The following is a 25,390-nucleotide window of genomic DNA, read 5'->3' as shown; positions in this document are numbered from 1 at the left end:
CGTGCCCGACCTTCTCTCCAATCTCAGCCTGGGCTTCTCGGTCGCGCTCAGCCTCCAGAACGTCGCCCTGTGCTTCCTCGGCTGCCTCGTCGGCACGCTGATCGGCGTGCTGCCCGGCGTCGGGCCGATCGCCACCATCGCGATGCTCTTGCCGATCACCTTCGGGCTCGATCCGGTCGGTGCTCTCATCATGCTCGCCGGCATCTATTACGGGGCGCAGTACGGCGGCTCGACCACGGCCATCCTCGTCAACATCCCCGGCGAGGCGACCTCCGTGGTCACCACGCTCGACGGCCACCAGATGGCGCGCCAGGGCCGGGCCGGCATCGCGCTCGGCACCGCGGCCATCGCCTCGTTCTTCGCCGGCACGGTCGCGACCGTGCTGATCGCGGCCCTCGGCGCGCCGCTGACCAAGCTCGCCCTGATCTTCGGCCCCGCCGAATACTTCGCCCTGATGGTGATGGGGCTGGCCTTCGCCGTCGTGCTGGCCCACGGCTCGGTGCTGAAGGCGGTGGCGATGATCTTCGTCGGCGTTCTGTTCGCCGCGGTCGGCACCGATCTGGAGACCGGCCAGGAGCGGATGACCTTCGGCTTCGCCTTCCTCACCGACGGCGTCGATTTCTCGGTGCTGGCGATGGGCCTGTTCGGCATCGCCGAGATCCTGCGCAACCTCGACCAGACCGAGACCCGCGACGTGGTGCGAGCGCGCATCGGCCGCCTCTTGCCGGGTCTGGCCGACCTCAAGCAGGCGACGCCCGCGACCCTGCGCGGCACCGCCATCGGCGCGATCCTCGGCATCCTGCCGGGCAACGGCGCGGTGCTCGGGCCGTTCGCCGCCTACACGATCGAGAAGAAGCTCGCCAAGGATCCGCGCCGCTTCGGCCGCGGCGCCATCGAGGGCGTGGCCGGCCCCGAGAGCGCCAACAATGCCGGCGCGCAGACCGCCTTCATTCCGCTGCTCACCCTCGGCATCCCGCCCAACGCCGTGATGGCCCTGATGGTCGGCGCCATGACGATCCACGGCATCGTGCCGGGCCCCGGCGTGATGACCAAGAACCCGAACCTGTTCTGGGGCATGATCGCCTCGATGTGGATCGGCAACCTGATGCTGCTGATCATCAACCTGCCGCTCGTCGGCGTCTGGGTGCGCCTGCTGAAGGTGCCCTACCGGCTGATGTTCCCGGCGATCCTGATGTTCTGCTCGGTCGGCATCTACTCGATCAATTCGCTGCCGACCGACGTGATGCTGATCGGCTTCTTCGGGCTGATGGGCTACATCCTGATCAAGTTCGGCTTCGAGCCGGCGCCGCTGCTGCTCGGCTTCGTGCTCGGCAAGCTGATGGAGGAATACCTGCGCCGCTCGCTCACCCTCTCGCGCGGCGACCTGATGGTGTTTCTCGAGCGCCCGATCAGCGCCGTCCTGTTCATCGTCGCCTTCGCGATCCTGGCTGCCGCTCTGTTGCCCTCGTTGCGAAAAGGCCGCGACGAAGTCTTCACCGAAGCCTGAATCGTCGGGATTAAAACAGCGGCGGACTTCGTTCCCAAGGGGCGCATCGCTGCAGCTGCCACCAACCCGGCGGCCGACGCGGCGAATGAGACAAGATCAAGCAGGGGGAACACCGTGAAGAAGGCTCTCGCGTTCGGGCTTCTGGCCGCTCTGACCGCTGTCGGCGCCCGCGCCGATTCCTATCCGCAGCGGCCGATCACCATGGTGGTCCCCTTCGCCGCGGGCGGCCCGACCGACATCGTCGCCCGCATCGTCGCCGACCCGATGTCGAAGGCGCTCGGCCAGCAGGTGGTGATCGAGAACGTGACGGGCGCCGGCGGCACCACGGGCATCACCCGCGCCGCGCAGGCCGCGCCCGACGGCTACACCATCATGATGGGCCATATGGGGACCCACGGCGCCGCGCCCGCCCTGTTCAAGGGACTGAAATACGATCCGGCCACGAGCTTCGACCCGATCGGCATGGCGGCGGGCACGCCCATCGTCATCGTCGCCAAGAAGGCCTTCCCGGCCCCCGATCTCAAGAGCTTCGTCGAGGCCGTGAAGGCGGGCGGCGCCTCGATCAACCAGGCGCATGCGGGCGTCGGCTCGGTCTCGCACTCGACCGGCGTGCTGTTCGATTCGCAGATCGGCGCGAAGCCGACGCTGGTGGTCTATCGCGGCACCGGCCCGGCGCTGAACGACCTGATGGCCGGTCAGGTCGATTTCATGACCGACCAGATCGTCAACGTCGCGACGCAGATCACGGGCGGCACGATCAAGGCCTACGCCGTCGCCACGCCGGAGCGGAATCCGAGCCTGCCCGACGTGCCGACCACCAAGGAAGCCGGCCTGCCGGGCTACGAGGTCAGCGCCTGGAACGCGGTCTTCGCTCCCAAGGGCCTGCCCGAGGACGTGCGCAAGAAGCTGATCGACGCCCTCGACGCGGCGCTCAAGGACCCGACCGCTTCGAAGCGCATCATCGAGCTCGGCGGCACGGTGCCGAAGGGCAACGAGGCCGGCCCGGCCGCTCTGCAGAAGCTCGTCGAGAGCGAGGTCGCCCGCTGGACCCCGGTGCTGCGCAGCGCCGTCGAGAGCAACCCGTAAGCGACCACAACCGGGCTCCGCCGACGCGGAGCCCGTCTCAGAACCGCTTGCAGCGGGGCGGCCCGTCGCCCGCGAGCGAGGCCGGGACGATGCGTCCGCCCGCCGCCGCGCAGGCGTCGCGGAACGGCTTTTCCGGGCGGTGGAAGCCCCAGATCGCGATCATCGGCGCCACCATCAGGAACACCGTCGCGCCCATGATGAAGGCCGGAAACCAGCCCGGCACCCGCCGCGGCGGCTCCGGCCGGATCGGCGTCGGCGGGGCCAGGAAGGCCAGGAGGAGCAGTCCGTCGAGGGCGCTCATCGGTCTGTCCTCGCCATCGTCCTATGGGGGTCGCGTCCGCCTCGATAGTCGGGCTCGGGGAGCGGCGCATCAACATGGGGCGGCTGCCGCGACTTGCCGCATGCCACAGCCGCCCTTCGATGCGGCCGACCGCGCCGCCGAACCCGTTGCGACCCCGGCTCAGCTCCGGCCGAGCGCCCGGGCGCCGAGGGCGGCCGCCGCGGCCCGGTTGGCGACGCCCAGCGCCCGCAGCAGGGCCGCGACATGGACCTTCACGGTGCCCTCGCCGAGGGCCAGGGTGCGGGCGATCTCCTTGTTGGAGCGGCCGTCGACGATCAGTTCGAGCACGTCGCGCTGGCGCCGGGTCAGCGAGGCGGCAGGCACGTCGCCCGGCTCCCGCACCGTCGGCGCCGGTGCCGTGCCGGGGGCGGGGATGTCGGCCAGGAACGGCGGAACGTAGATCGCCCCGCCGAGGATGATTTCGAGCGCGCTGGCCACCTCCGGCGGCGGCAGGGTCTTGGGCACGTAGCCGTGGCTGCCGGCGGCGAGCGCCGTCAGGATATCCTCCCGGTCGGTCGAGCCGGACAGGATTGCGGCCTTCACCGCGGGGAAGCACTCGCGCACGGCGCTGAGCGAAGCGGCGCCCGCCATGCCGGGCATCCGCAGATCGAACAGGGCGAGGCTCGCCTCCGGCGTTTCGGCCAGAGCCGCCAGCGCCTCGTCGAGGGAGCCCGTCTCGACCACGCGGGCGAAGCCGAGGCGGCGCACCAGCAGGGTCGTCAGGGCGAGGCGGAAAAACGCGTCGTCGTCGGCGACGACGGCGACGGGCCCGCCGGCGGGCGGCTGGGGCGGTGGGGCGGTGGCGCTGGACATCCTGATCGGGGCTTCGTGTGTCGAGGTGTCGTTGAGCGGTGCGCGACCGCGAGCATCGCACCATATCGTATATCAATCGTCCCGGCTCCCTCGCCGAGGTCGCGAGACCGTGCGATGGGCGCCGAAATCAGAGCTTGGCCGTTAAGCGCGCGGCACTCCCGGTGTAAAGCCGCGGACGCGCGAAACCCGCCGCTCCGCTCAGTACGGGGGCTTGCGAGCGGGACGACGGCCGCCGAATCGGTCCGGCGGAGGCTCACGATCCGGCCGCCGGCATGGTGGGTGCCGTAGGGCGGTAACGACGCCCATCTTCGGGATGGTGAGGTGGACAAGTCCGGGACGGCGGCGCGTCCCTGATCGGACTCGAGCGCTATGCGGCGGCCTCCGCGCGCCGGGACGCCTCCCAGCCGGCCAGCGCCCGCTCGCGCGCCTCGTAGGCGAGCCGCAGCAGGCTGTGGGGCCGGCCGTGCGCCTCGGGGCACTGCGCCAGATCCGGGTCGTCGGTTTGCCGGTCGAGCAGCCGGGCGGCCTCGGTCCGCCACGTGGCATCGGCCGCGACGAACAGGATTTCCGAGCTTCGCGGGCAGTTCTGATACACGGTACGATCTCTCATCGAAGGGTGTCCCCGACATGGGTCGATGACGGCGACACAAGGTAGAATGGGGACCGTCTCCGCCTTCTCGGGACGATCCCATGAAATGTTAGCGAATAACATTCGACTGAGCGGATCACGAAGGTCAAGGCTTCGCCGTACAGGCTGGCTTCGTGCCTGCCAATTCCCTGCGCATATCCTCGCGAGGATGTGCGCAGGGGATGCCGCATTGCGCGCTAAATCTGAAAGATCATTCTCAAAATGCACACCCATTTAACAGAAGGTGTTTTTCCGGCAGCAAGAAGGTCCCACGAGTGGTATTGCCATATCAAAAATCATATTACTTAGATCGTTGCCGCCGACTGTAGCCTGCAAAAAATTACATATGTTTAATTGTTTGCTCGTGCCTCGGTCGTTTCTTCGCGGTGTGTTCACGGCGAGTGTGCGTTCCGATCGTATCGATCTTCGAAGGTGCCTCGTGATGGGGCTTCCGACCAACACTGTGCCCTCGACTCGATGGGCGCAGCGGAAGTCCGTGAAAGGCATTCAGCATTAGGAGCGGATCGCTCAGGTATGCCCCATCCTCAAGTCTTGCGCGACATGGCCCTTTTCGTCGAAGTGGCCAAGCGGCGAAGTTTCAGCCAAGCCGCACTCGTCCTGGGGATGCCTGTCTCCTCGCTGTCCCGGCGAATTACCGTCTTCGAGACGGCCATCGGCCTGCGCCTGCTCGACCGCACCACGCGGCGCCTGACGCTGACCTCCTACGGCGAGGCCTATTTCGCCCAGGCGACCCGCCTCGTGGAGGAGGCGCAACGGGCCTACGACGACATCATGGCGGAGGCGAAGGGCCCGAGCGGCCTGCTCAAGATCGCGGTGCCCGCCGACCGTGGGGTACAGGAGCACCTCTCGACGATCATCTCGGACTTTGCGAGCGGCAACGAGCATGTCCGGCTCCAGCTCGGGGTCGGGCATGGGCCGGTCGACCTGATGGAGGATCGCCACGATCTGGCCCTGACGGTCGAGACGCCGCGGGAGACGTCGCTGATCGTGCGCAAGGTGGCGGAACTCGCCAACGGCGTCTTCGCCGCGCCGTCCTATCTCGAGGATTGGGGCCGGCCGATGAGCCCGCAGGACCTCACCGACCACAACGTCCTCGTCGCCGGTCAGCCGACGAACTGGTCGTTCGTCCGCAGGGGCGAGACGGCCTCGGTCGCGGTCTCGGGCCAGATCGGCTGCAACGCGCCGAGCCTGATGCGCACCTTCGCGCTCGCCGGCCACGGCCTGTTCGCCGCGAATCTCAGTGCCATCCGTGCCGACGTCGCCAGCGGCGCGCTGGAGCAGGTGATACCGGATTGGACGCTCCAGCCGACACCGGTCTACATCGTGACGACCTCGCGGCTGCTGCCGGCCAAGGTGCGCAGCTTCATCGATTTCGCGACGCGGCGCCTGTCTCTCCTGTCGGACGCGGCCGAAGCGCCGGTGCGGGAAGCGGCGGGGTAATTCTTCGGCGAACGACCGCGCCGCCCCGGATGCGGTGTCCGGGGCGGCTGTCGCGTCTCTTGGTGCTGGCGAGCGGGCTCGGGATCACCCGAGCCCGCCCGTCCGTCTCAGGCGACGAGCCGCAGCTCGGCCTTCGCTTCGGTGTGTCCCTTGTCGACCCAGCGCGGCAGGGCGGGAGCGGCGAGGTCGATGCGCAGGAAGAACTCGTCACGGCAGCCCTGCCACAGGGAGGCCGGCACCCGCGCCCGCGCCCCGGTCCAGCGATGGCCCTCGCCCGCCTCGTAAAAGCCTTCCGCCAGTTCGGGACTCCCGGCCGACAGGGTCCGGCGCAGGCTCAACCCGTCATCCGCCGTCAGGGCGGCGAGGCAGATGCCCAGCGCCCGGTCGTCGGTGCTGGCACCGAGATGGGCCGGGACGCTGGTCTCGCATTCGAGCCAGACATCCTTGGTATCGGCGGGAAGGCGGACGCGGGCGCTCAAGCCGTGGCTTTCCGGCCGCACGATCCGCCCGTCGGCCACGATCCGCAGTTCGGCCAGCGGCGTCTCGACCAGAGTCCAGCCGAGCGTCACCGCCTTCGCATCCAGGCGTTCGCGCAGAGCCTCCACCAGCGGGCCCCCCTCGATCAGCGGACGGCAGAAGGCCTGCGGGCCGCTCGGGCGGGCGTCGGGGGCGGCATCGAGATCGATCACGCCGGTATTGGCGAAGAAGCCACGGTTGCCGCACTCGACGTAGCTCTCGGCCGGCAGACCTTCGGCCAACAGGATGTCGTGGCTGTCGAGCTCGACGTGCCAGTAGGTGATCTCATCGACGGCGATCTGCGTGATCGTGGTGCCGTTGATGAGCCGGCAGGCGGGCACGAGGATCTCGCCGAGGAGATCGACGCAGATCGCGTGGGCGGGGGAGACCAAGAGGTCGCGCGCGGGCCGCCCCTCGCCGAAGGCGTCGCGGGCGATGCGCACCGGCAGCACTTGCGCGAGGTCGGTCCGGCCCGTGCAGGCGATGGTGCGATGGCCGAGCCAGCGGATTGCGCGGCGAGCCCCGGAGGACGTCACGACATCGTCGCCGACGCGCAGCTCCTCGACTCGGATATCGCCCTTCGCAGTGCGGATCCGCGTGCCGGAGGCGAAGCAGACGATGGTCTGGCTGTCGGGCGCGGTGACGGTGGGGGTGGTGTTGACGGGCGCGAGCAGGGTGGCCGTCGAGAGCTGACCGGCGCTGACCGCGACGGTGACGGGGGACGACAGGCCGCCCGGCGAGACGCTGAAGTAGTAGATCGGTTCGGTCACGCCCTGGGGCTGGCTGAAGCCGACATAGGTGCCCTGGAGCCCTGCGCCGACGAGTCCGACGAGGTTGGCGTCGACGGTGACGGGGGAGCCCGGGAGATTCACGTTGCCGTTGATGGTGATCGTCGAGGCGCCGCTGGCGATATTCGTGCCCGTGAAAGTGTTGGCTACCAGTACGCCGGTCGCCGCCTGACCTGTACCGAACGATTGATTGACGAAAGTCTCAGACATCTACGTTCCCCTGCACTGTCCATTGCCAGTGCCCGGAACAATTAACGATTTAGAGATTTCAGTATATCGCCCATTAACCAAAACATCTTCCATTTCGCATAGCGAATGTTTGGGAGGCAGTTTCCACGACCGTTTTCGCAAAGAGTTGCGTGTGGCGATGGGGCCACGCCCTGCGCGATCATCGGAAGTTGCGTGACCGCACCGGCAACGCCGTATCCCGGCCGGGCTCCGGCTCCGGAATCGTGCCCTCCTCTTCGATCTGCATGAGGAGATCGGAGCGGTCGAACAGCTCGACGGCGATCAGGTGGACGACCTCGCCGACCCGCTGGACCCGGCCGCGGCAGGCCATCAGCCGGGCGGCGAGCACGGTGCGGCGGGCGCGCTCGAACAGCTCGGGGCGCACGATCAGGTTGGCGATGCCGGTCTCGTCCTCCAGGGTCAGAAACAGCGTGCCCTTGGCCGAGCCCGGCCGCTGGCGCATCAGCACGAGGCCGCAGACCGTGAACCGCGTCCCGTCGCGGGCTTCGGCCAGCCGGGTGCAGGGCCGGGCGCCCAAACTCGTCAGCGTGTCGCGCAAAAAGCTCAGCGGATGGGCCCGCAGGCTGAGGCCGTTGGCGCGGTAATCGGCCACGACCTCGCCGCCCGCGCTCAGCGGCGGCAGGGCGACCGGCGGCTCGGCGATGGCGGGTTCGGCCGAGCCGCCTTGCTCCGAATCGTTTCGGGTCGCGGCGGCGAAGAGCGGCAGAGCGGCCGGCACCAGGGCGCGCACCGCCCAGGCGGCCTCGCGCCGGTTCAGGCCGAGCGAGCGGAACGCGTCGGCCCGCACGAGGCAGGCGAGCGAGGCGGTGGGCAGGCCGGTGCGCTCCGACAACGCGGCGAGCGTCCTGTATCCTATGGCTTCCCGTGCCGCGACCAGACGCGCCCCGTCGCGCTCTGGCAGGCCGCTGACGAGGCGCAGGCCGAGCCGCACGGCGAGAAGCCCACCCCCGACCCGCTCCAGGGTGCAGTCCCACTGCGAAAAATTCACGTCGACGGGGTGGATCGGGACACCGTGCTCGCGGGCGTCGCGCACGATCTGGGCGGGGGCATAGAAGCCCATCGGCTGCGCGTTCAGCAGGGCGGCGCAGAACACGTCGGGGTGATGGCACTTCAGGTAGGACGAGGCGTAGGCGAGCAGCGCGAAGGAGGCCGCGTGGCTCTCCGGGAAGCCGTAGGAGCCGAAGCCTTCGAGCTGGCGGAAGGTGCGCTCGGCGAAGTCGCGCGCGTAGCCGTTGGCCACCATGCCCTCGATCAGCCGGGCCTCGAAGCGGTGGACGCCGCCCGTCATCTTGAAGGTCGCCATCGAGCGGCGCAGCTCATCCGCTTCCGCCGCGGTGAAGCCGGCACCGACCATGGCGACCTGCATCGCCTGCTCCTGGAACAGCGGCACGCCGAGCGTCTTCTCAAGGACTTTTTGGAGTTCGGGCGTCGGGTAGGTGACGTCTTCGTGGCCCTCCCGGCGGCGCAGGTAGGGATGGACCATGTCGCCCTGGATCGGGCCGGGGCGCACCAGGGCCACCTCGATCACGAGGTCGTAGAATTTGTCGGGCTTCAGCCGCGGCAGCATCGCCATCTGCGCGCGGCTCTCGATCTGGAAGACGCCGACCGTGTCGGCCTTCTGGATCATCGCGTAGGTCGGCCCGTCACCGTGCGGAATCCCGGCGAGGTCGAGCGGGATGCCCTTGGCGCTCTCCAGCAGGCCAAAAGCCCGGCGCAGGCAGCCGAGCATGCCGAGTCCCAGGACATCGACTTTCATGAACTTGAGGGCGTCGATGTCGTCCTTGTCCCACTCGATCACCTGCCGGTTCTCCATCGCGGCGGGCTCGACCGGGACCAGTTCGTCGAGGCGGTCGAGGGTCAGCACGAAGCCACCGGGATGCTGCGACAGGTGGCGCGGCGTGCCGATCAACTCGCGGGCGATCTCCAGGGTGAGGCGCAGGCGCCGGTCGGACGCGTCGAGGCCGAGCGCCTTCAGCTCGCGCTCGCCCGCGCCCTCGCCGCCCCAGGGCCAGGTCAGCCGGTTGAGCGCCCCGGTCACCTCTTCGGGGAGCCCCAGCACCTTGCCGACCTCGCGCAGGGCCCCGCGGGCGCGGTAGCGGCTGACGACGGCGGTCAGCGCGGCGCGGTGGCGGCCGTAGGTTTCGAAGATCCACTGGATCACTTCTTCCCGCCGCTCATGCTCGAAATCGACGTCGATGTCGGGCGGCTCGCGCCGCGCCTCGGAGACGAAGCGCTCGAACAGCAGGCTGCCCTGCACGGGGTCGATGGCGGTGATGCCCAGGCAGTAGCAGACCGCCGAATTAGCCGCCGAGCCACGCCCTTGGCACAGGATTTTTTGAGACTCGGCATAGGCCACGATGGCGTGGACCGTGAGGAAGTAGGGGGCGTAGCCGAGCCGGGCGATCAGCCCGAGTTCGTGGACGAGTTGGCGCGCCACCGTCTCCGGCACGCCTTCGGGATAGCGCCGCTCGGCCCCGGCCCAGGTCAGGAATTCCAGGCGCTCCCGCGCGCTCCGGCCGTCGGGCCCGGATTCCGCGGGGTATTCGTAGGCGAGGTCATCGAGCGAGAAGCGGCAGGAATCCGCGATCTCTTCGGCGCGGGCCAGCGCCTCGGGGAAGCGGGCGAACAGGCGCGCGGTCTCCTCCGGGGCTTTCAGGAAGCGGTCGGCGTGGCGCTCCTTGAGGAAGCCCGCTCGCTCGATGGTGACGCCGAGCCGAATGCAGGTCGCCACGTCCTGCAACCGGCGCCGCTGGCGGGCGTGGTAGAGGATGTCGCCGGTTGCGACGAGGGGCACCCGCGCCCGCCGGGCGGCCTCGGCCAGGGCGTCGAGCCGGGCCGCGTCGTCCGGCCGGAACCGGCGGGTGAGGGCGCAGGAGGCGCGCGCGCCGAATAGGGTTTTGAGGCGGGCGAGGTTGTTTGCCAGATGCGGGTCCGACGTCTCGGCCAGCAGAATCGCGAAAAGCCCCTCCTGCCACGCCTCGACATCCCGCCACGTCAGCACGCAGCGTCCCTTGCCGCCCCGCGCCTTGCCGAGGCTGAGCAGCCGGCACAGCCGGCCGTAAGCCGCCCGGTCGGTGGGATAGACGAGGAGCGGGGCTGCATCCTCCGGATCGAGCCGGCAGCCGACGACGAGGCGCACCCCCGTGACCTTCGCCGCCTGATGCGCCCGCACCATCCCGGCGAGCGAACCGTGATCGGTCACCCCCAAAGCCGGGATGCCGAGCAGGGCGGCCGCCGCGAACAGTTCCTCCGGGCTCGACGCGCCGCGCAGGAAGGAGAAGTGCGTGGTGACGTGGAGTTCGGGGAGGCTCACCGGGCGCCCCGCCTCTCGGTGAACAGGATGTGTCGCCTCTCCTCCCCCTTATGGGGAGGAGGTAGGAGGTGGGGGTGGTTCAGGATGGATCGCTGAGCCCCATCCGGCACCACCCCCACCCCGAACCCCTCCCCACAAGGGAGAGGGGACTCGCGCTCAAGCTTCGTCCGACGGCCCGATCGGGATGCCGCCCCATTGCCACCAGGCTTGACGGCGAAAAACCCAAAAAAACTCACGCCTCGCCGAGCCCGTGCAGCCACCAGCGTCCCTCGGCCTCCATCGGCCCGTCGCGAAACAGCCAGAAGCGCTCGCCTCCTTCCGTCTCGACCCGGTAATAGTCGCGCACCCGGTCGGCCTCGTCGTCGGCGACCCACCATTCGCTTAAGATTCGCTCCGGCCCGTCGGCGCGGGCGATCCGGTGGCGGGCGCCGCGCCAGACGAAGAACAGCGGCGGCGCATCGGGAATCTCGGCCATCGCCGTGACGGGCTCGGGGACGTCGAGGAGGCGGGCCGGGCGCGGCAGATCGGCGGGCCAGAGCGCGCCCGAGGGGGCGCTAAGGGGGGCGACGCGGCGCACCGCGCGCTCGGGCAGGTCGCTCTCGACGGGGCTGAGCCGGTAGACGCGCTCGGGCCCGAGGCGCAGGCGAAGCGTGTCGATGAGCGTCGCGAGGTCGGCGATGGCCGGGCCCTGCCCGAGAACCGCGCCCGAGAGCTGGCGCTCGGCCAGGGGCTCGGTGCGGGAGGCGGTCAGGGTCATCTCCTCGATGCCGAAGCCGGGATCGATCCGCGGCAGGCGCTCCGTGAGGAGGCGGGCGAGATGGGCGGCGTCGCGGCTACCCCGCGCGGTGCCGACGCGGATCGCCTGATCGAGGCGATCGACCCGGCGAAACACGAGGTCGAGGCGGCGCGCCCCGAGCCCGGTCCGCTCCAGATCGGGCACCAGCCGGGCACAGAGTTCGGCGACGATTCGTTCCAGCACCTCCGGGCTACTGACCGGCTCGGCGAAGCGCGCCGCGGCCTGCGGCACGTCGGGGGCGGTGAGGAAGGCGAGCGGCTCCGGCTCGGCGCCGAGCGCCCGGTCGAGCCGCAGCAGCGGCTCAGGGCCGAAGCGGCGCCGCAAGGGGGCGCGGGGCGCGCTCGTCAGACCGCCGACCCGCTCGATGCCGACCTCGCGGAGAGCCGCGACGACCTCCGGCGACAGGCGCAAGGCCGCGACCGGCAGCGGCGACAGGGCCGCGTGCAGGCCGCCCGGCGGCACGATCCCGCCCGGCCCGAACCGGGCGAGCGCCCAGGCGCCGCCGGGCGTGTCGGCGAGCGCGAGGCGCGCGCAAAGGCCGGTGCGCTCCAGCCGCGCGAAAAGGTCGGCGATCAGCGCCGCCTCGCCGCCGATCAGATGAGCGGCGCCTGCGATGTCGATCAGCAGGCCGTCGGGCGGATCGAGGGCGACGAGGGGCGCGTAGCGCAGGCACCACAGCCCGAGCCGCATCAGCGCCGCCGCGTCGGCCTCCGGCTCGGCGGGCACGAGGTGAAGGCCCGGCACCATCGCCATGGCCCGCGCCGCGGGCATGCCGGGCCGCAGGCCGGCGCGGCGGGCGGCGGCATCGATCCCGGCCAGCACCCGCCGGGGGCCGTCCTGGCGCACGGTCGCCAGCGGCTCATCGGAAGGCGGCACGGCGGAGGGCGCGCTCCGGCGCAGCCGGTCGGTTGGCCAGGAGACGAGGCACAGCGAGACGACCCTGCGCATCGCAGGCCTCCACGATCCACGAGCCCGGCGCCCCGCCGCGGCAGCGCTGCAGGTCGAGCCGCCATCGCGGGCGGCCGAGGTGACGATTCGTGTCCATGTCGGACGGGGCCGGGCTCACCCGCCAGCGGGTGCGGGCGGCGGACGGCTCGGGCTCGGCCGCCTCGCCGCCGCAGACCCGGTGCAGCACGAAGGCCGTCACGCCCGAGCCCTCGGCGGCGAGCTGGAGCCGGCGCGAGGGCGTGAGCCCCATGCGGGTCAACTCGCCAACGACGCCCGCGAGCCCGCGATGGCGCAGGCCCTCTTCCATGGCGGGCAGCACCTCGGCGTCGCGCCACGTCTCGCAATAGACCACCCGGTCGGGATGCAGGCCGACGCGGGCGAGGGCCGGGGCGAACAGGTCGCGGCTGTGCAGGCACCACAGCACCGGCCCGTCGAGCCGGGCCAGGATGCCGCCCGCGAAGAGCACGGCGGACGCCGCGTAGCGCCCCCGTGGGCCGCCTTCGTGGATCTGGTGCAGTGCGCCGAGCGCCAACCCGCCCCCCGGCAGGGCCTGATCGAGGCCAGGCGCCCCGAACGGCAGCACCGCGCGGTCCGTGCGGGGCGTCGGCTCGGCGAGCCGGCGCAGTTCGGCCAGGATATTTTTTGTATTTGCCGGGGGATGGCGGACTTGTTTCGGGCTCGTGGGAGCAGAGCCACTAGGTTGAGGCCCCCACAGGCGAACAAGATGAGGCGCTTCTCCTCCCCCCAGATCTTGGGCTTGCCCGAGATCTGTACCTTGCTTGCCCAGATCAGGCAGGCCTGATCTGGGTGGGGAGGAGGTAGGAGGTGGGGGTGGTGCAGGATCGAACGAAGCGGTGCCTTCTGCACCACCCCCACCCCGAACCCCTCCCCACAAGGGGGAGGGGACCCGCGCCACATTCGGCTCCTGCCGGGCCTCGGCGGCCTGGGAGTCCGGCAATTCGGCAAGGCGGGGAGGGGGCATGGGCCAGACGGGTTGAGACTCTAGAACAAAGAGTGAACACGCCGGAGCCGCATCGGGTCAACCGCTCAAGCTCCATCCTCCCTGTTGAAAATGCGGATTTTATTCCGGGCGCAGGCTTGACCTTTGGTCCGGCTTCACGACTCGCCGGAAGACCTGCGCACGGCGCGGGCAATCGCCGCAGGCACCCGCGAAAACCGCATGGGCGCCGTGTGCAGCTGCAACAAATTCGCCCGCTGTTGCCGTGGAATGACAGACCTTTGCGCGCGCCGACCTATCGTGTCTCAGTGCCAGAGACTTGATCGGGGTTTATCGTCTCGCGTGGGCTTGAGGCCCGCATTCCCCGGTTCGGGCTCGCAACTGTGCCAGGGCCATGAGTGACGCACGACCCACGGGCCGCAAGCCCGTCATTCTCGTCGTCGAGGATGAGCCCGACGAGCGCTACCTCGCGGCCGAACTCCTCGAGGAGAAGGGCTTCGAGGTGATCGAGGCCGAGACGGCCGAGCGCGCGCTTGAGATCCTGCGCCAGCGCGGCGACCGGATCGACGTGGTGTTTTCCGATGTCCGCACGCCGGGCACGATCGGCGGCTTCGAACTGGCGCGCATCATCGGCGTGACGTGGCCGCGCATCCGCATGCTTCTGACCTCGGGCGACGCGGGCGACCAGCCGAGCGACCTGCGCGTCACCGCGACCTTCATGCCCAAGCCCTGGCGCGCGCCGGAAATTCTGACGTGGCTGGAGGAAGCCGCGGGCCTGCGCGAGTCTTGAAGCGCTTCAGGTCGATCGCTTCGGAGTGACGCGCATCCCCTCGCCCCGCCGTGCGGGGAGAGGGGGAATGCGGCTGATCCGGCACGATTAGCGCATCATCCTGGATATCGGATCCAAGACGATGGGCTAGGCTCTTGTGCCGCATCGGTTTTTTCCGAAAGCCGGCGACCACCTTTCGGACCGATGCTCTAGTCTTACGGCGCAGAAGCCCTGCGCCGTCATCGTCACGCGTCGGACGCCACCCCTGCGGCCGCGTCCTCGCCGCCCTCGTCCTCGCCCTCGATATGCTCGACCGAGACCACGCGCTCGGCCTTGTCGGTGTTGAACACCGTCACGCCCTGCGAGGCGCGGCCGACGATGCGGATGTCGTCCACCGGCACGCGGATGAGCTGGCCGGCATTCGTCACCAGCATGATCTGGTCGGAGGCCTCCACGGGGAAGGAGGCGACGAGGTTCCCGTTGCGGGCGTTGACCCGCATCGCCGTGATGCCCTTTCCGCCACGGCCGGAGGTCCGGTATTCGTAGGACGACGAGCGCTTGCCGTAGCCGCGCTCGGACAGGGTCAGCACGAATTGCTCGCCCGCGCTCATCTCGGTGTAGCGCTCCTGCGAGATCGCGGCCTCGGCGGTGGCTTCTTCGGCCTCCGGAGCTTCCTCGGCCTCGCCCGCATCGCCGATGACGGCGCGGCGCATCTTGAGATAGCCGGCCCGCTCCTCGGGGCTCGCCTCGAAGGCGTTGAGGATCGCCATCGAGATGACGGTGTCGTCCTTGGCCAGGTTGATGCCGCGCACGCCGGTGGAATCGCGGCCCTTGAAGACGCGCACGTCCTCGACGGGGAAGCGGATGCACTGGCCGAGCGCGGTGGTGAGCAGCACGTTCTGGTCGGGCCGGCAGATCTCGACATGAACGATGTGATCGCCCGGATCGAGCTTCATCGCGATCTTGCCGTTGCGGTTCACCACCGTGAAGTCCGACAGCTTGTTGCGCCGGACGTTGCCGCTGGCGGTGGCGAACATCACGTCGAGGCTGTCCCAGGACGATTCGTCCTCGGGCAGCGGCATGATGGTGGAGATGCGCTCGCCCTCGTTCTGCAGGTGCAGGATGTTGACGAGCGCCTTGCCGCGGGCGTTCGGCGCGGCCACCGGCAGGCGCCAGACCTTCTCCTTGTAGGCCTGTCCTTGGTCGGAGAAGAACAGCACCGGCGTATGCGTCGAGGCCACGAACAGGCGGGTGACGAAGTCCTCGTCGCGGGTCGCCATGCCGGAGCGGCCCTTGCCGCCGCGCTTCTGCGCCCGATAGGTCGAGAGCGGCACGCGCTTGACGTAGCCGGCATGGGACACGGTCACGACCATGTCCTCGCGGGCGATCAGGTCCTCGTCCTCGACGCTCGAATCGGAATCGATGATCTCGGTCTTGCGCGGGGTGGCGAACAGCTCGCGGACTTCCGCCAGCTCGCCCTTGACGATCGTCTGGATGCGGGCGCGGGAGCGCAGGATGTCGAGATAGTCGGCGATCTCGTCGGCGAGCTTCTTCAGCTCGTCGCCGATCTCGTCGCGGCCCAGCGCGGTCAGGCGCTGGAGGCGCAGGTCGAGGATCGCGCGGGCCTGCGTCTCCGACAGGCGATAGGTGCCGTCCTCGGCCACGCGATGGCGCGGATCGTCCACGAGCGCGATCAGCGGAGCGATGTCGTGGGCCGGCCAGTCGCGGGCCATCAGGGCCTCGCGCGCCGTGTTCGGGTCCGGCGAGGTGCGGATCAGCCGGATCACCTCGTCGATGTTGGCGACCGCGATGGCCAGACCGCACAACACGTGGGCGCGCTCGCGGGCCTTGTTGAGCAGGAACTTGGTGCGCCGGGAGACGACCTCCTCGCGGAAGTCGTTGAAGGCCTGGAGCAGGTCCTTCAGGTTCATCAGTTCGGGGCGCCCGCCGTTCAGCGCCACCATGTTGCAGCCGAACGAGGTCTGAAGCGGGGTGTAGCGGTAGAGCTGATTCAGCACGACCTCGGCCATGGCGTCGCGCTTGATCTCGACCACGATGCGCATGCCGTCGCGGTCGGATTCGTCGCGGAGATCCGAGATGCCCTCGACGCGCTTCTCCTTCACGAGCTCGGCGATCTTCTCGACCAGCGTCGCCTTGTTCACCTGATACGGGATCTCGGTGAAGACCAGCGCCTCGCGCTCCTTGCGCAGCTCCTCCACATGCGAGCGCGCCCGCATGATGATCGAACCGCGGCCCGTGGCGTAGGCCTGCCGCGTGCCGGCGCGCCCCAGGATCAGGCCGCCCGTCGGGAAGTCGGGGCCGGGGACGATCTCGTTGAGGGCCTCGATGGTCAGGCTCGGATCGTCGAGGAGGGCGATGCAGGCATCGATCAGCTCGCCGAGATTGTGCGGCGGGATGTTGGTGGCCATGCCCACCGCGATGCCGCCCGCGCCGTTGACCAGCAGGTTCGGGAAGCGGGCCGGCAGGACGGTCGGCTCCTCGTGCTCCCCGTCGTAATTGGCCTGGAAATCGACGGTGTTCTTGTCGATGTCCGAGAGGAGCGCGCTGGCGGGCTTGGCGAGGCGCGATTCGGTGTAGCGCATGGCCGCGGCCGGATCGCCGTCGACCGAGCCGAAATTGCCCTGCCCGTCGATGAGCATCAGGCGCATCGAGAAGTCCTGGGCCATGCGGACCAAGGCGTCGTAGATCGATTGGTCGCCGTGCGGATGGTACTTACCGATCACGTCGCCGACGATGCGGGCCGACTTGACGTAGCGGCGCTCGGGCAGGTGCCCGCTCTCGTGCGCCGCGAACAGGATGCGCCGATGCACCGGCTTGAGGCCGTCGCGCGCATCCGGCAGCGCCCGGCTCACGATCACGCTCATGGCGTAATCGAGATAGGACCGGCGCATCTCGTCGGTGATGGAGACGGGCTTGATGTCGGTGGCCGGCGGCGGCGCGCCCGTGCCGGTCGGATCGTTGTCGTCTGCCAACGTCGCTCTCTCAGCTTTTCGTACGATCGCCCGCGGCCGGAGGGCCGACGAGCGGGGAGATGACCCGGCACGGAACGCCCGTGCCCAGATTTCCCATCCACGACCTCATCCCGAGGTGCTGAGCGTCAGCTCAGCCTCGAAGGAGGGCTCCAGAACTTTCAACGTTCCCTGGAGCCCTCCTTCGAGGCTGCTGCGCAACACCTCGGGACGAGGGATGGGGTGGGACCGGCCATCGCCTTCAAAGGCCGTCGTTTCAGTTACTTAAATATGAAGTGCGGGGCTTGCACACAACAGCGGCGCGCCCGCGATCCCCGCTTTGCGGAAGGCTCAGGGCGTCTGCGCCAAAAGAACCTCCGCCGCCGCCAGATCCTCCGGCGCGTTGAGGTTCAAGAACGGGTCGATCGGCGCGACCGGCCAGGAGACGACATCCGCCCCGTGGCGCTCGATGAACCCGCCGACGCGGCGCTCGCCCACCGTCAGCCACGCCCGCAGATCGTGGCGCAGAGACACAGGCCAGAGCGCGGAGGTGAAGTGGCGCCGCTCGCCCGAGGCCGCGAGCGCGATCGGCTTCTCTCCGGCAGCGGACAGGCGCGCGACGAAATCGGTGGGCAGGAACGGTGCGTCGCCCGGCACGCTGGCAACGTGGGTGAGGCCGATCTCCGCCGCGGCGTCGAGCCCGGCGAGGAGGCCGGCCAGCGGGCCGGGATTGTCCGGCACCGTGTCGGGCAGGACCGGGCCGGCGAAGACCGCGCGGAACCGCTCCGGATCGCCGTTGGCGCTGAGCGCCAGTCGGCCCCCGCATTGGGGCCGAAGCCGCTCGGCGACGCGCTCCAGCAAAGTGCGGCCGGCCAGGATCTTGAGCGGCTTGTCGCCGCCGCCCATGCGCCGCGACAGGCCGCCGGCCAGGATCAGGCCGAGAATCGCCAAAGGATCACTCGATGACGATCTTGGGCGCCGCCCGGCCCGCGGGCGCGCCGTTGAGGTTGCCCCAGAGCTTGTCGGCGATGGCGCGATAGACCTTGGCCTGCGGCCCGTCCGGATCGGTCGCGACCACGGGACGGCCGGCATCCGAGGTTTCGCGGATCGCCATGGTGAGCGGGATCTCGCCGAGGAAGGGCACTTCGAGCCGCTCGGCCTCCTGGCGGGCGCCGCCATGGCCGAAGATCGCGGAGGCCGTGCCGCAATGGGGGCAGATGAAGGTCGCCATGTTCTCGATCACGCCGAGAATCGGCACCGAAACCTTGCGGAACATCGTCACGCCGCGGCGCGCATCGATCAGGGCGAGATCCTGCGGCGTCGAGACGATCACGGCGCCCGAGAGCGGCGTCGCCTGGGCCATGGTGAGTTGCGCGTCGCCCGTGCCCGGCGGCATGTCGACCACGAGTACGTCGAGGTCGCCCCAGGCCACGTCGCGCAGCATCTGGGTGATGGCCGACTGCACCATCGGCCCGCGCCAGATCATCGCGGATTCCGGCTCGATCAGGAATCCGATCGACATGGCCTTGAGGCCGTAGGCCTCCATCGGCTCCAGCACCCGACCCTCGATCACCCGCGGCTTGCCCGACAACCCCAGGAGCTTGGGCACGGAGGGACCGTAGATGTCGGCATCCAACAGGCCGACCTTGAGGCCCTGCGCGCGGAGCGCCAGCGCGAGGTTGCAGGCGGTGGTGGACTTGCCGACGCCGCCCTTGCCCGAGGCGACCGCCACGATGTGGCGCACGCCCGGCAGCGAATTGCCCTGGCGCGGCGGCACCGGGGCGGCGCCGGGACCCGTCGCATTCGGTCCGGGAGCGTTGGGCCCGCGCTCGGAGGTGAGGCTCGCCAGCACGCTCGACACGCCGGGAAGGCCGAGCACCCGACCTTCGGCCTCGCGGCGCACCGGCTCGAACCGCTCGGCCTCGCTCGGATCGACCGAGATCGAGAACATCACCCGGTTGCCCGCATCGATCACCACCTGCGACAGGCGGCCGGAGCCGGGCAGCGTGGTGCCGTCGCGATCGACCGTGACGGTCGAGAGCGCCTTCAGCACGTCGTCGCGGGTGATGGCCAAGGGGAAAGCTCCATCGAGCGGATTTGGGGACCTTGGGTCCATCTAACCGCGCTTGCCGGAAACACCAGCCCGAAGACGCGATCAGCGCCGTCGTCCCGGCGGGATGGCGATCAGGTTGCATTCCTCCATCGGCCCGCGCACGACCGAGCCGTCGCCGCGCCGATAGAAACCGCGGCGGACATGGCGGCAGCCGAGGGGCCCGCGCAGCCGCTTCACCCGCTCGATATGGACGCTGCCGTAGCGCCGGTTGGAAAAATCGTGTCCGCCGATGCGCACGCCGGGGCCGAAGCGCACCTCGGCGCCGGCCGGTCCCGCCAGCATCGCCAGGGCGAGCGCCGCCGCCGCAAGCCTCATCCGCGTGGTCCTCCCCCGCACCAATGGCCCTGAACCAACATCGGCCTCGCTCGTTGTCGAGGCAATCGCCGGGACCGCGCGACGCCCGCGCCGTCTCGAAGCGTATCTGATTGTCTGAGTTGGAGAAGGCCCCCCATGCACCAGGGCAACCATCGCGACCACGAGGGCGCGAAGAAGCTCTTCGAGCTGACCAAGGACGTCAAGGTCGCGATGCTGACCACCGCCGACCAGGACGGCACGCTCAACAGCCGCCCGATGTGGAACAACGATATCGACGAGAACGGCGACATCTGGTTCTTCACCAAGCTGCACTCGCCGAAGACCGCCGAGATCAGCCGCGACAATCAGGTGAACCTCGCCTATTCGGACCCGTCGAGCCAGACCTACGTCTCGATCGCCGGCAAGGCCGAGGTGATCCGCGATCAGGCGCTGATCGACGCGAAATGGCAGGAGAGCCTCAAGACGTGGTTCCCCAACGGCAAGAACGATCCCGAGGTCGGGCTGATCCGCATCCATCCCGAGCAGGGCGAATACTGGGACAGCCCGTCCTCGACGATGGTCCACCTCTACGGCTACGTGAAGGCCACGCTGACCGGCGAGAGCCCCAAGACCGAGACCAAGAAGGTCAACCTCGCCTGATCTTTCCGGACGTTTCCTGAAGCGCCCCCGCCGCTCGGCGGGGGCGTTTTCGTGTTTTCAGAACGCGACGACCGCCATTTCTGTGCCGCGGAGCGGAACCCGGAATCCATCCGTGATGCGACGCTGTACCAACTGTCGCGGCCAGTCGTGGCTGCCGGGTTCGGCTGCGGCGTCCCGGAATGGCGGGGGGACGGCCGTTGATCGCGGCGGCGATCCGGCCCAAGCTTGGCCGCTCGCACCGAAGGAAACGTCCAGGCCGATGACCGACCTCGCGACACGGGTCTACAATCACAATTTCCGCATCGATCCGATCGTCCGCTCGCTGCTCGACACGGATTTCTACAAGCTCCTGATGGCCCAGATGATCTTCCGCCGTCACCGCGACGTCCGGGCGAGCTTCGCCATCCAGAACCGCTCGGTCCAGGTGCGCGTCGGCGACGAGATCGATCTCGGGGAATTGCGCGAGCAGCTCGACCATGCCCGCACGCTCCGCCTCAGCCGCGGCGAGTCGACTTGGCTCAGGGGCAACACCTTCTACGGCAAGCGTCAGATCCTCTCCTCCGACTTCATGGCGTGGTTCGAGGCGTTCCGCCTGCCCGATTACGAACTGGAGACCCGCGACGGACAGGTGGCGCTCACCTTCCACGGCCCCTGGGTCGAGACCACTCTGTGGGAGGTGCCGGCCCTCGCGATCCTCAACGAGCTGCGCTCGCGGGCGGTTCTGCGGGACATGGGGCGATTCGAGCTGCAGGTCCTCTATGCCCGCGCCATGACCCGCGTCTGGGAGAAGATCGAGCGGTTGAAGCGCCTGCCCGACCTTTCCATCGCGGATTTCGGCACGCGGCGGCGCCACGGATTCCTGTGGCAGGACTGGTGCGTGCAGGCGATGAGCGAGGGGTTGGGGCCCAAAAGCTTTCTCGGCACCTCGAACTGCCTCATCGCCCAGCGCCGGGAGGTCGAGGCGGTCGGCACCAACGCCCACGAACTGCCGATGGTGTACGCAGCCTTGGCCGGCGACGACGACGCGGCCCTGGCCGCCGCGCCCTACGCGGTGCTGGCCGACTGGCAGCAGGATTACGAGGGCAATCTGCTGGTCGTCCTGCCCGACACCTACGGCACCACCGGCTTCCTCGAAAACGCCCCCGACTGGCTCACCGCCTGGACCGGCATCCGCATCGATTCGAAGGATCCGATCGAAGGGGGCGAGGAGGCGCTGGCGTTCTGGCGCGCCCGAGGCTGCGACCCGCGCGAAAAACTCGCGATCTTCTCCGATGGGCTCGATATCGAGGAGATCGAGCGCATCCACGCCCATTTCCACGGACGGATGCGGATCGGCTACGGTTGGGGCACGCGGCTCACCAACGATTTTCGCGGGCTGGTGCCGGACGGGCGGCTCGATCCGATCTCGGTGGTCTGCAAGGTCGTCTCGGCCAACGGCCGTCCGGCGGTGAAGCTCTCGGACAATCCGAGCAAGGCGCAGGGGCCGGCGGCGGAAGTCGCCCGCTACAAGCGGGTGTTCGGCATCGGCGAGCAGGCGGCCCTGCCGGTCTCGGTCTGAAGCTCCGGCTACCCGGCGGTTCCGTTCGCGGCCAAAATGCTCTAGGCCCCTTCCCGTGACGACCCGCACCGCGCTCTATGCCGGATCGTTCGATCCGGTCACCAACGGCCACCTCGACGTGGTCCGGCAAGCCTGTCGCCTCGTGCCGCGGCTGGTGCTAGCCATCGGCGTGCATCCGGGCAAGGCCCCCCTGTTCTCGGCCGAGGAGCGCGCGAGCCTGCTGCGCGAGACCTGCGGGCCGCTGGCCGATGCCGAGAGCACTGAGCTGGAGGTCGTCACCTTCGACGACCTCGCCGTGTCGGCGGCGCGGCGCTGCGGCGCCAGCCTGTTCATCCGGGGCCTGCGCGACGGCACCGACCTCGATTACGAGATGCAGCTCGCCGGCATGAACGGCGCCATGGCGCCCGAGGTTCAGACCGTGTTCCTGCCCGCTTCCACCGGCGTGCGGCCGATCACCGCCACCCTGGTCCGCCAGATCGCCGCGATGGGCGGCGACGTCACGCCCTTCGTGCCGCCGGCCGTGGCCGCGCGGCTCGCCGCCCGCTTTTCCAAATCCTGATTCCGACACCGGAGTTGAAGCCCAGCATGAACCGTCGCCACGCCGTCCTTGGCCTCGCGCTCAGCGCCGCCCTCGCCTTCGCCCCCGCCGCGCAAGCCGGCGAGAACACCGTCAACTTGGAGACCAAGGACGGGAAGGTCACGATCGAGCTGCGCCCCGAGATCGCGCCCAAGCACGTCAAGCAGCTCAAGACCCTGATTTCGCAAGGCTTCTACGACGGCCTGAAGTTCCACCGCGTCATCGACGGCTTCATGGTCCAGACCGGCGATCCGAAGGGCAACGGCACCGGCGGCTCCAGCTTGCCCAACATCCCGGCGGAGTTCTCCTCGGCCCCGTTCAAGCGCGGCACCGTCGGCATGGCCCGCTCGGGCGATCCGAACTCGGCCAACTCGCAATTCTTCATCTGCCTGGGCGATTCCGAGTTCCTGAACAACAACTACACCGTCGTCGGCGTCGTCACCTCCGGCATGGACGTGATCGACAAGATCAAGAAGGGGTCCAAGTCGAACAACGGTTCGGTGCAGGATCCGGACAAGATCGTGAAGATGACGCTTGCCAAATGACGCGTCGCGGAGGCAGGCCATAAGGCCTTCAGGCCATCGCCGCCACGCGGCGTTTCTGGCTCTCGCCCTGCTCGTGCCGGGCGGGGCCGATGCGTTCGGGCCGCTTGAACCCTGGCGCACCCTGCCGCAAACCCTCAGGGGCACGCTGCGGGTGCCGCTCTTGGCGGGCGAGACCGGGCCGGGCCCGGTCGATACCCTCAAGGGGCTGTTTCCGGCGCTCGCCGCCTGTTGGGAGGCGCCCGAGGGGCTGGCCAAGTTCGAGCGCACCGAGATCACGGCGCGCCTCGCACTCCGCCGGGACGGCTCGGTGATCGGCACGCCGCGGATCACCTTCTCGAAGACGCCGGGCGACGACAAGGCCCGGGAGATTCTGATCCGGGCGACGCTCGACGCGATCGCCCGCTGCACGCCGGTCCGGCTCACGCCGGGCCTGGGCGGTGCCATCGCGGGGCGCCCCCTGGCGCTGCGCTTCATCTACGACGGACCCAGAGGACAGGGAATCTAACAATGGCCGACACCAACGAGACGATCGTCCTCGAGACGACCAAGGGCCGCGTCGTCATCGCGCTGCGCCCCGACCTCGCCCCGAACCATGTCGAGCGCATCAAGACGCTGGCTTCCCAGGGCTTCTACGACGGCGTGCCGTTCCACCGCGTCATCGACGGCTTCATGGCCCAGACCGGCGACCCGACCGGCACCGGCTCGGGCGGCTCGGAGCTGCCGGACCTGAATGCCGAGTTCAACGCCGAGCCGCATGTGCGCGGCACCTGCTCGATGGCCCGCACCAACTTCCCGCACTCGGCCAACTCGCAGTTCTTCATCTGCTTCGCCGACGCCCGCTTCCTCGACCGCCAGTACACGGTGTGGGGCAAGGTGATCGAGGGCATGGACGTGGTCGACACGATCAAGCGCGGCGAGCCCGTGCGCGAGCCCGACCGGATCGTGAAGGCCACCGTCGCGGCGGCCTGATTCCTTTTCTTTTGCGACTTTGCGGCGCCGGGTCTCACGACCCGGCGCCGCTTCTCTTTCAGCCGGCGGCCTGAGCTGCCCGCTCGGCGTCCGCCTTCAACCGCGCCTTCTCTTGCGCCTTCCTGCGCCACGGCGCGTCGGCCTCCCAATCACCGGCCATGATGCAGCCATAGGGCTCCACCGTGTCGACGACCTCCGCGAGATCGTACTTGGCGATCTGCGCCCGCACCGACTTCGCGTCCTTGTAGGCGCCCGGCAGCTCCGACGGGTCGGCCCGTCCGCAGAAGAAGCGCACGTCGATGCCCGCGGGCGGCGTCGGCGCGTTCTCCCGCAGATACGCCTTGCGGCTCATGTTGCGGCCCGCCCCGTGCGGGGCGAAGCCGAGGGAGCCCGCCCGATCGCGATGGCGGGCGATCAGGATCGGCTCGGCCATGTTGAGCGGGATCAGGGTCCGCCCGTCATCGTCGGCGGAGAACCCCGCCCAGGACGGGGTCGCCCCCTTGCCGTGGTAGTAGAGCCCGTCGTCGCGGCGGAAGACGAAGTTGTGCTCGTTCCAGAGCCGGTCCGCGACCGCGTTGCCGATTTTGCGCGCCACGAGGTCGTGGAGCGCGAAGTGGCTGGCCTTGGTCCAGTCCCGCACGATCTGCAGCGCCTCCCAATAGGCCCGTCCGTCGTCGGATTCCGCCTTGATCCAGGCGTTGTGCGCCGGGATCCGCGGGGCGACGATGGACGTATGCCGACGGGCGACCGCCATACCCTTCTTGTAGAGCTGTGCGCCGAGCCCGCGCGAACCGTGATGGGTGACGAGCGCCACCTGTCCCGTGGAGGCGAGGTGCCCCACGGCGGCGAAGTGGTTGCCGTCGCCCTGGCTCGCGAAGTGGCCGACCGCGATGTTGGCGAACTCCGCGAGGAAGCGGTTGCCCGCGACCCCCGCCGTCACCGCGTCCGGCGGCTTGACCACGCCGGTACGCCCGCCCGGCCCGAAATGCGTCACCGCCTGCATGGCATCCAGTACGCGCTTCGGATCGTCGGCGCGGCGAAACACCGTGATCGCCACTGAGCAGCAGATATCGGCCGAGTGGAAGCCCGGATGGATCGCATCCTCGCAGGCGATCGCGCCGCCGACGGGGATCGTGCCTTCGACGAAGCCCGACGGGCAGGCATCGGGCATCACCGCACCCTTCACGATGGTCGGCACCCGCATGAGCGCATCCATGTGGCGGATGACGGCCGCCGCGTTCGCGCGCTCGGCTTCCGTTTCGGCCTCGAGGAAGACGCCGAATTCAAGGGCGTTGGTGCGCATCGGGATCGGGTTCGCCGAGGGCTCGATGGCCCGCAGGTGGGCGAGGATCGCCGCGTCGTCGGCGCCCTCGGCGCGCATCGCGTTGGCGAGGGCAACCGCCCGCCTGAACCATTCGCCGGGCTCGAAGCCCCAGGCGATAAGGTCACGTCCGTTGATGGCGGTCATGTGCCGCTCCGTCTTCTTTCTTTGTCGTCGGGGGCGGGGCAGGCGGCGTTGGGCCGTCCGCCCCT

The 25,390-nt window shown here is 69.4% G+C and carries 22 protein-coding genes; 10 read left to right on the top strand and 12 right to left on the bottom strand.

Annotated features, from left to right (window positions below; all coding sequences use genetic code 11):
• The first annotated feature begins 1 nt into the window (after window position 1).
• On the top strand, window positions 2–1,507 hold the full coding sequence (locus BM140_RS14675) for a tripartite tricarboxylate transporter permease (protein WP_091947605.1): 1,506 nt from the start codon (window positions 2–4) through the stop codon (window positions 1,505–1,507).
• Between the two features lie 114 nt (window positions 1,508–1,621).
• Window positions 1,622–2,593 carry a tripartite tricarboxylate transporter substrate-binding protein gene (locus BM140_RS14670; protein ID WP_091947603.1) on the top strand — a complete coding sequence of 324 codons (972 nt, stop codon included), beginning with the start codon at window positions 1,622–1,624 and terminating at the stop codon, window positions 2,591–2,593.
• 37 nt (window positions 2,594–2,630) lie between these two features.
• Here the strand turns inward: BM140_RS14670 and BM140_RS14665 are convergent, their stop codons facing one another.
• From BM140_RS14665 to BM140_RS14655, 3 genes are all read right to left on the bottom strand, one after another.
• On the bottom strand, window positions 2,631–2,894 hold the full coding sequence (locus BM140_RS14665; RefSeq protein WP_091947599.1) for a hypothetical protein: 264 nt from the start codon (window positions 2,892–2,894) through the stop codon (window positions 2,631–2,633).
• 159 nt (window positions 2,895–3,053) lie between these two features.
• On the bottom strand, window positions 3,054–3,746 hold the full coding sequence (locus BM140_RS14660; protein WP_091947596.1) for a LuxR C-terminal-related transcriptional regulator: 693 nt from the start codon (window positions 3,744–3,746) through the stop codon (window positions 3,054–3,056).
• Between the two features lie 367 nt (window positions 3,747–4,113).
• Complete coding sequence (locus tag BM140_RS14655) at window positions 4,114–4,356, bottom strand: hypothetical protein (RefSeq protein ID WP_131803838.1); 243 nt, start codon at window positions 4,354–4,356, stop codon at window positions 4,114–4,116.
• Window positions 4,357–4,935: 579 nt separating this feature from the next.
• Between BM140_RS14655 and BM140_RS14650 the strand changes: the two genes are divergently transcribed.
• Window positions 4,936–5,835: a LysR family transcriptional regulator gene (locus tag BM140_RS14650; protein ID WP_244535438.1), complete on the top strand. Its 900-nt coding sequence runs from the start codon at window positions 4,936–4,938 to the stop codon at window positions 5,833–5,835.
• A 107-nt stretch (window positions 5,836–5,942) separates the two neighbouring features.
• Here BM140_RS14650 and BM140_RS14645 read toward each other — a convergent pair whose 3' ends face one another.
• The 4 genes from BM140_RS14645 to BM140_RS14630 form a co-directional block, all read right to left on the bottom strand.
• Window positions 5,943–7,349: a Hint domain-containing protein gene (locus BM140_RS14645; protein ID WP_091947587.1), complete on the bottom strand. Its 1,407-nt coding sequence runs from the start codon at window positions 7,347–7,349 to the stop codon at window positions 5,943–5,945.
• 178 nt (window positions 7,350–7,527) lie between these two features.
• The gene (locus BM140_RS14640; protein ID WP_091947584.1) at window positions 7,528–10,701 is read right to left on the bottom strand and encodes an error-prone DNA polymerase; all 3,174 of its coding nucleotides are present in this window, start codon (window positions 10,699–10,701) and stop codon (window positions 7,528–7,530) included.
• A 232-nt stretch (window positions 10,702–10,933) separates the two neighbouring features.
• The gene (locus BM140_RS14635; RefSeq protein ID WP_165616468.1) at window positions 10,934–12,445 is read right to left on the bottom strand and encodes a DUF6504 family protein; all 1,512 of its coding nucleotides are present in this window, start codon (window positions 12,443–12,445) and stop codon (window positions 10,934–10,936) included.
• The gene (locus tag BM140_RS14630; RefSeq protein ID WP_091947663.1) at window positions 12,357–13,082 is read right to left on the bottom strand and encodes an ImuA family protein; all 726 of its coding nucleotides are present in this window, start codon (window positions 13,080–13,082) and stop codon (window positions 12,357–12,359) included. The genes BM140_RS14635 and BM140_RS14630 overlap by 89 nt, the downstream gene beginning before the upstream one ends.
• A 715-nt stretch (window positions 13,083–13,797) precedes the next feature.
• Between BM140_RS14630 and BM140_RS14625 the strand changes: the two genes are divergently transcribed.
• Window positions 13,798–14,193 carry a response regulator gene (locus tag BM140_RS14625; protein WP_056242755.1) on the top strand — a complete coding sequence of 132 codons (396 nt, stop codon included), beginning with the start codon at window positions 13,798–13,800 and terminating at the stop codon, window positions 14,191–14,193.
• A gap of 224 nt (window positions 14,194–14,417) precedes the next feature.
• On the opposite strand, the gene gyrA is transcribed toward BM140_RS14625, so the two are convergent.
• From gyrA to BM140_RS14605, 4 genes are all read right to left on the bottom strand, one after another.
• Window positions 14,418–17,165 carry a DNA gyrase subunit A gene (gyrA, locus tag BM140_RS14620; RefSeq protein ID WP_091947581.1) on the bottom strand — a complete coding sequence of 916 codons (2,748 nt, stop codon included), beginning with the start codon at window positions 17,163–17,165 and terminating at the stop codon, window positions 14,418–14,420.
• A 327-nt stretch (window positions 17,166–17,492) separates the two neighbouring features.
• The gene (gene mobA, locus BM140_RS14615) at window positions 17,493–18,092 is read right to left on the bottom strand and encodes a molybdenum cofactor guanylyltransferase MobA (RefSeq protein WP_165616467.1); all 600 of its coding nucleotides are present in this window, start codon (window positions 18,090–18,092) and stop codon (window positions 17,493–17,495) included.
• A gap of 4 nt (window positions 18,093–18,096) precedes the next feature.
• On the bottom strand, window positions 18,097–19,215 hold the full coding sequence (locus BM140_RS14610; protein WP_091947578.1) for an Mrp/NBP35 family ATP-binding protein: 1,119 nt from the start codon (window positions 19,213–19,215) through the stop codon (window positions 18,097–18,099).
• A gap of 81 nt (window positions 19,216–19,296) precedes the next feature.
• Window positions 19,297–19,569 (bottom strand): hypothetical protein, encoded by a 273-nt coding sequence (locus tag BM140_RS14605; RefSeq protein ID WP_091947575.1) that lies wholly within the window; start codon window positions 19,567–19,569, stop codon window positions 19,297–19,299.
• Window positions 19,570–19,704: 135 nt separating this feature from the next.
• On the opposite strand from BM140_RS14605, the gene BM140_RS14600 reads away from it, so the two are divergent.
• From BM140_RS14600 to BM140_RS14575, 6 genes are all read left to right on the top strand, one after another.
• Entirely contained in the window at window positions 19,705–20,208 is a 504-nt protein-coding gene (locus tag BM140_RS14600) for a pyridoxamine 5'-phosphate oxidase family protein (RefSeq protein WP_091947570.1), read from the top strand.
• Window positions 20,209–20,467: 259 nt separating this feature from the next.
• Window positions 20,468–21,766: a nicotinate phosphoribosyltransferase gene (pncB, locus tag BM140_RS14595; RefSeq protein WP_091947567.1), complete on the top strand. Its 1,299-nt coding sequence runs from the start codon at window positions 20,468–20,470 to the stop codon at window positions 21,764–21,766.
• Window positions 21,767–21,821: 55 nt separating this feature from the next.
• Entirely contained in the window at window positions 21,822–22,325 is a 504-nt protein-coding gene (gene coaD / locus BM140_RS14590) for a pantetheine-phosphate adenylyltransferase (RefSeq protein ID WP_091947564.1), read from the top strand.
• Between the two features lie 26 nt (window positions 22,326–22,351).
• Window positions 22,352–22,888, top strand: coding sequence for a peptidylprolyl isomerase (locus BM140_RS14585; protein WP_091947561.1), 537 nt, complete (start codon window positions 22,352–22,354; stop codon window positions 22,886–22,888).
• Window positions 22,889–22,961: 73 nt separating this feature from the next.
• The gene (locus BM140_RS14580; RefSeq protein ID WP_091947558.1) at window positions 22,962–23,393 is read left to right on the top strand and encodes a hypothetical protein; all 432 of its coding nucleotides are present in this window, start codon (window positions 22,962–22,964) and stop codon (window positions 23,391–23,393) included.
• A 2-nt stretch (window positions 23,394–23,395) separates the two neighbouring features.
• A complete protein-coding gene (locus tag BM140_RS14575) occupies window positions 23,396–23,857 on the top strand; it encodes a peptidylprolyl isomerase (protein WP_091947555.1) in 462 nt (153 codons plus the stop codon).
• 58 nt (window positions 23,858–23,915) lie between these two features.
• Here the strand turns inward: BM140_RS14575 and BM140_RS14570 are convergent, their stop codons facing one another.
• Window positions 23,916–25,325 carry an RtcB family protein gene (locus BM140_RS14570; protein ID WP_091947552.1) on the bottom strand — a complete coding sequence of 470 codons (1,410 nt, stop codon included), beginning with the start codon at window positions 25,323–25,325 and terminating at the stop codon, window positions 23,916–23,918.
• Window positions 25,326–25,390 lie beyond the last annotated feature (65 nt).

This window comes from Methylorubrum salsuginis (genome assembly GCF_900114375.1).
In the GTDB taxonomy this organism is placed as follows: domain Bacteria; phylum Pseudomonadota; class Alphaproteobacteria; order Rhizobiales; family Beijerinckiaceae; genus Methylobacterium; species Methylobacterium salsuginis.
This window is presented reverse-complemented; position numbering and strand designations above follow the sequence as displayed.

What these genes read in the sequence shown, in the direction of transcription:
- BM140_RS14655 (WP_131803838.1), bottom strand. Translation starts at nt 4,356, where the DNA reads ATGAGAGATCGTACCGTGTATCAGAACTGCCCGCGAAGCTCGGAAATC.
- BM140_RS14600 (WP_091947570.1), top strand. Translation starts at nt 19,705, where the DNA reads ATGCACCAGGGCAACCATCGCGACCACGAGGGCGCGAAGAAGCTCTTC.
- BM140_RS14665 (WP_091947599.1), bottom strand. Translation starts at nt 2,894, where the DNA reads ATGAGCGCCCTCGACGGACTGCTCCTCCTGGCCTTCCTGGCCCCGCCG.
- BM140_RS14645 (WP_091947587.1), bottom strand. Translation starts at nt 7,349, where the DNA reads ATGTCTGAGACTTTCGTCAATCAATCGTTCGGTACAGGTCAGGCGGCG.
- BM140_RS14625 (WP_056242755.1), top strand. Translation starts at nt 13,798, where the DNA reads ATGAGTGACGCACGACCCACGGGCCGCAAGCCCGTCATTCTCGTCGTC.
- BM140_RS14605 (WP_091947575.1), bottom strand. Translation starts at nt 19,569, where the DNA reads ATGAGGCTTGCGGCGGCGGCGCTCGCCCTGGCGATGCTGGCGGGACCG.
- BM140_RS14635 (WP_165616468.1), bottom strand. Translation starts at nt 12,445, where the DNA reads ATGCGCAGGGTCGTCTCGCTGTGCCTCGTCTCCTGGCCAACCGACCGG.
- BM140_RS14660 (WP_091947596.1), bottom strand. Translation starts at nt 3,746, where the DNA reads ATGTCCAGCGCCACCGCCCCACCGCCCCAGCCGCCCGCCGGCGGGCCC.
- BM140_RS14650 (WP_244535438.1), top strand. Translation starts at nt 4,936, where the DNA reads ATGGCCCTTTTCGTCGAAGTGGCCAAGCGGCGAAGTTTCAGCCAAGCC.
- BM140_RS14570 (WP_091947552.1), bottom strand. Translation starts at nt 25,325, where the DNA reads ATGACCGCCATCAACGGACGTGACCTTATCGCCTGGGGCTTCGAGCCC.
- BM140_RS14575 (WP_091947555.1), top strand. Translation starts at nt 23,396, where the DNA reads ATGGCCGACACCAACGAGACGATCGTCCTCGAGACGACCAAGGGCCGC.
- BM140_RS14585 (WP_091947561.1), top strand. Translation starts at nt 22,352, where the DNA reads ATGAACCGTCGCCACGCCGTCCTTGGCCTCGCGCTCAGCGCCGCCCTC.
- pncB (WP_091947567.1), top strand. Translation starts at nt 20,468, where the DNA reads ATGACCGACCTCGCGACACGGGTCTACAATCACAATTTCCGCATCGAT.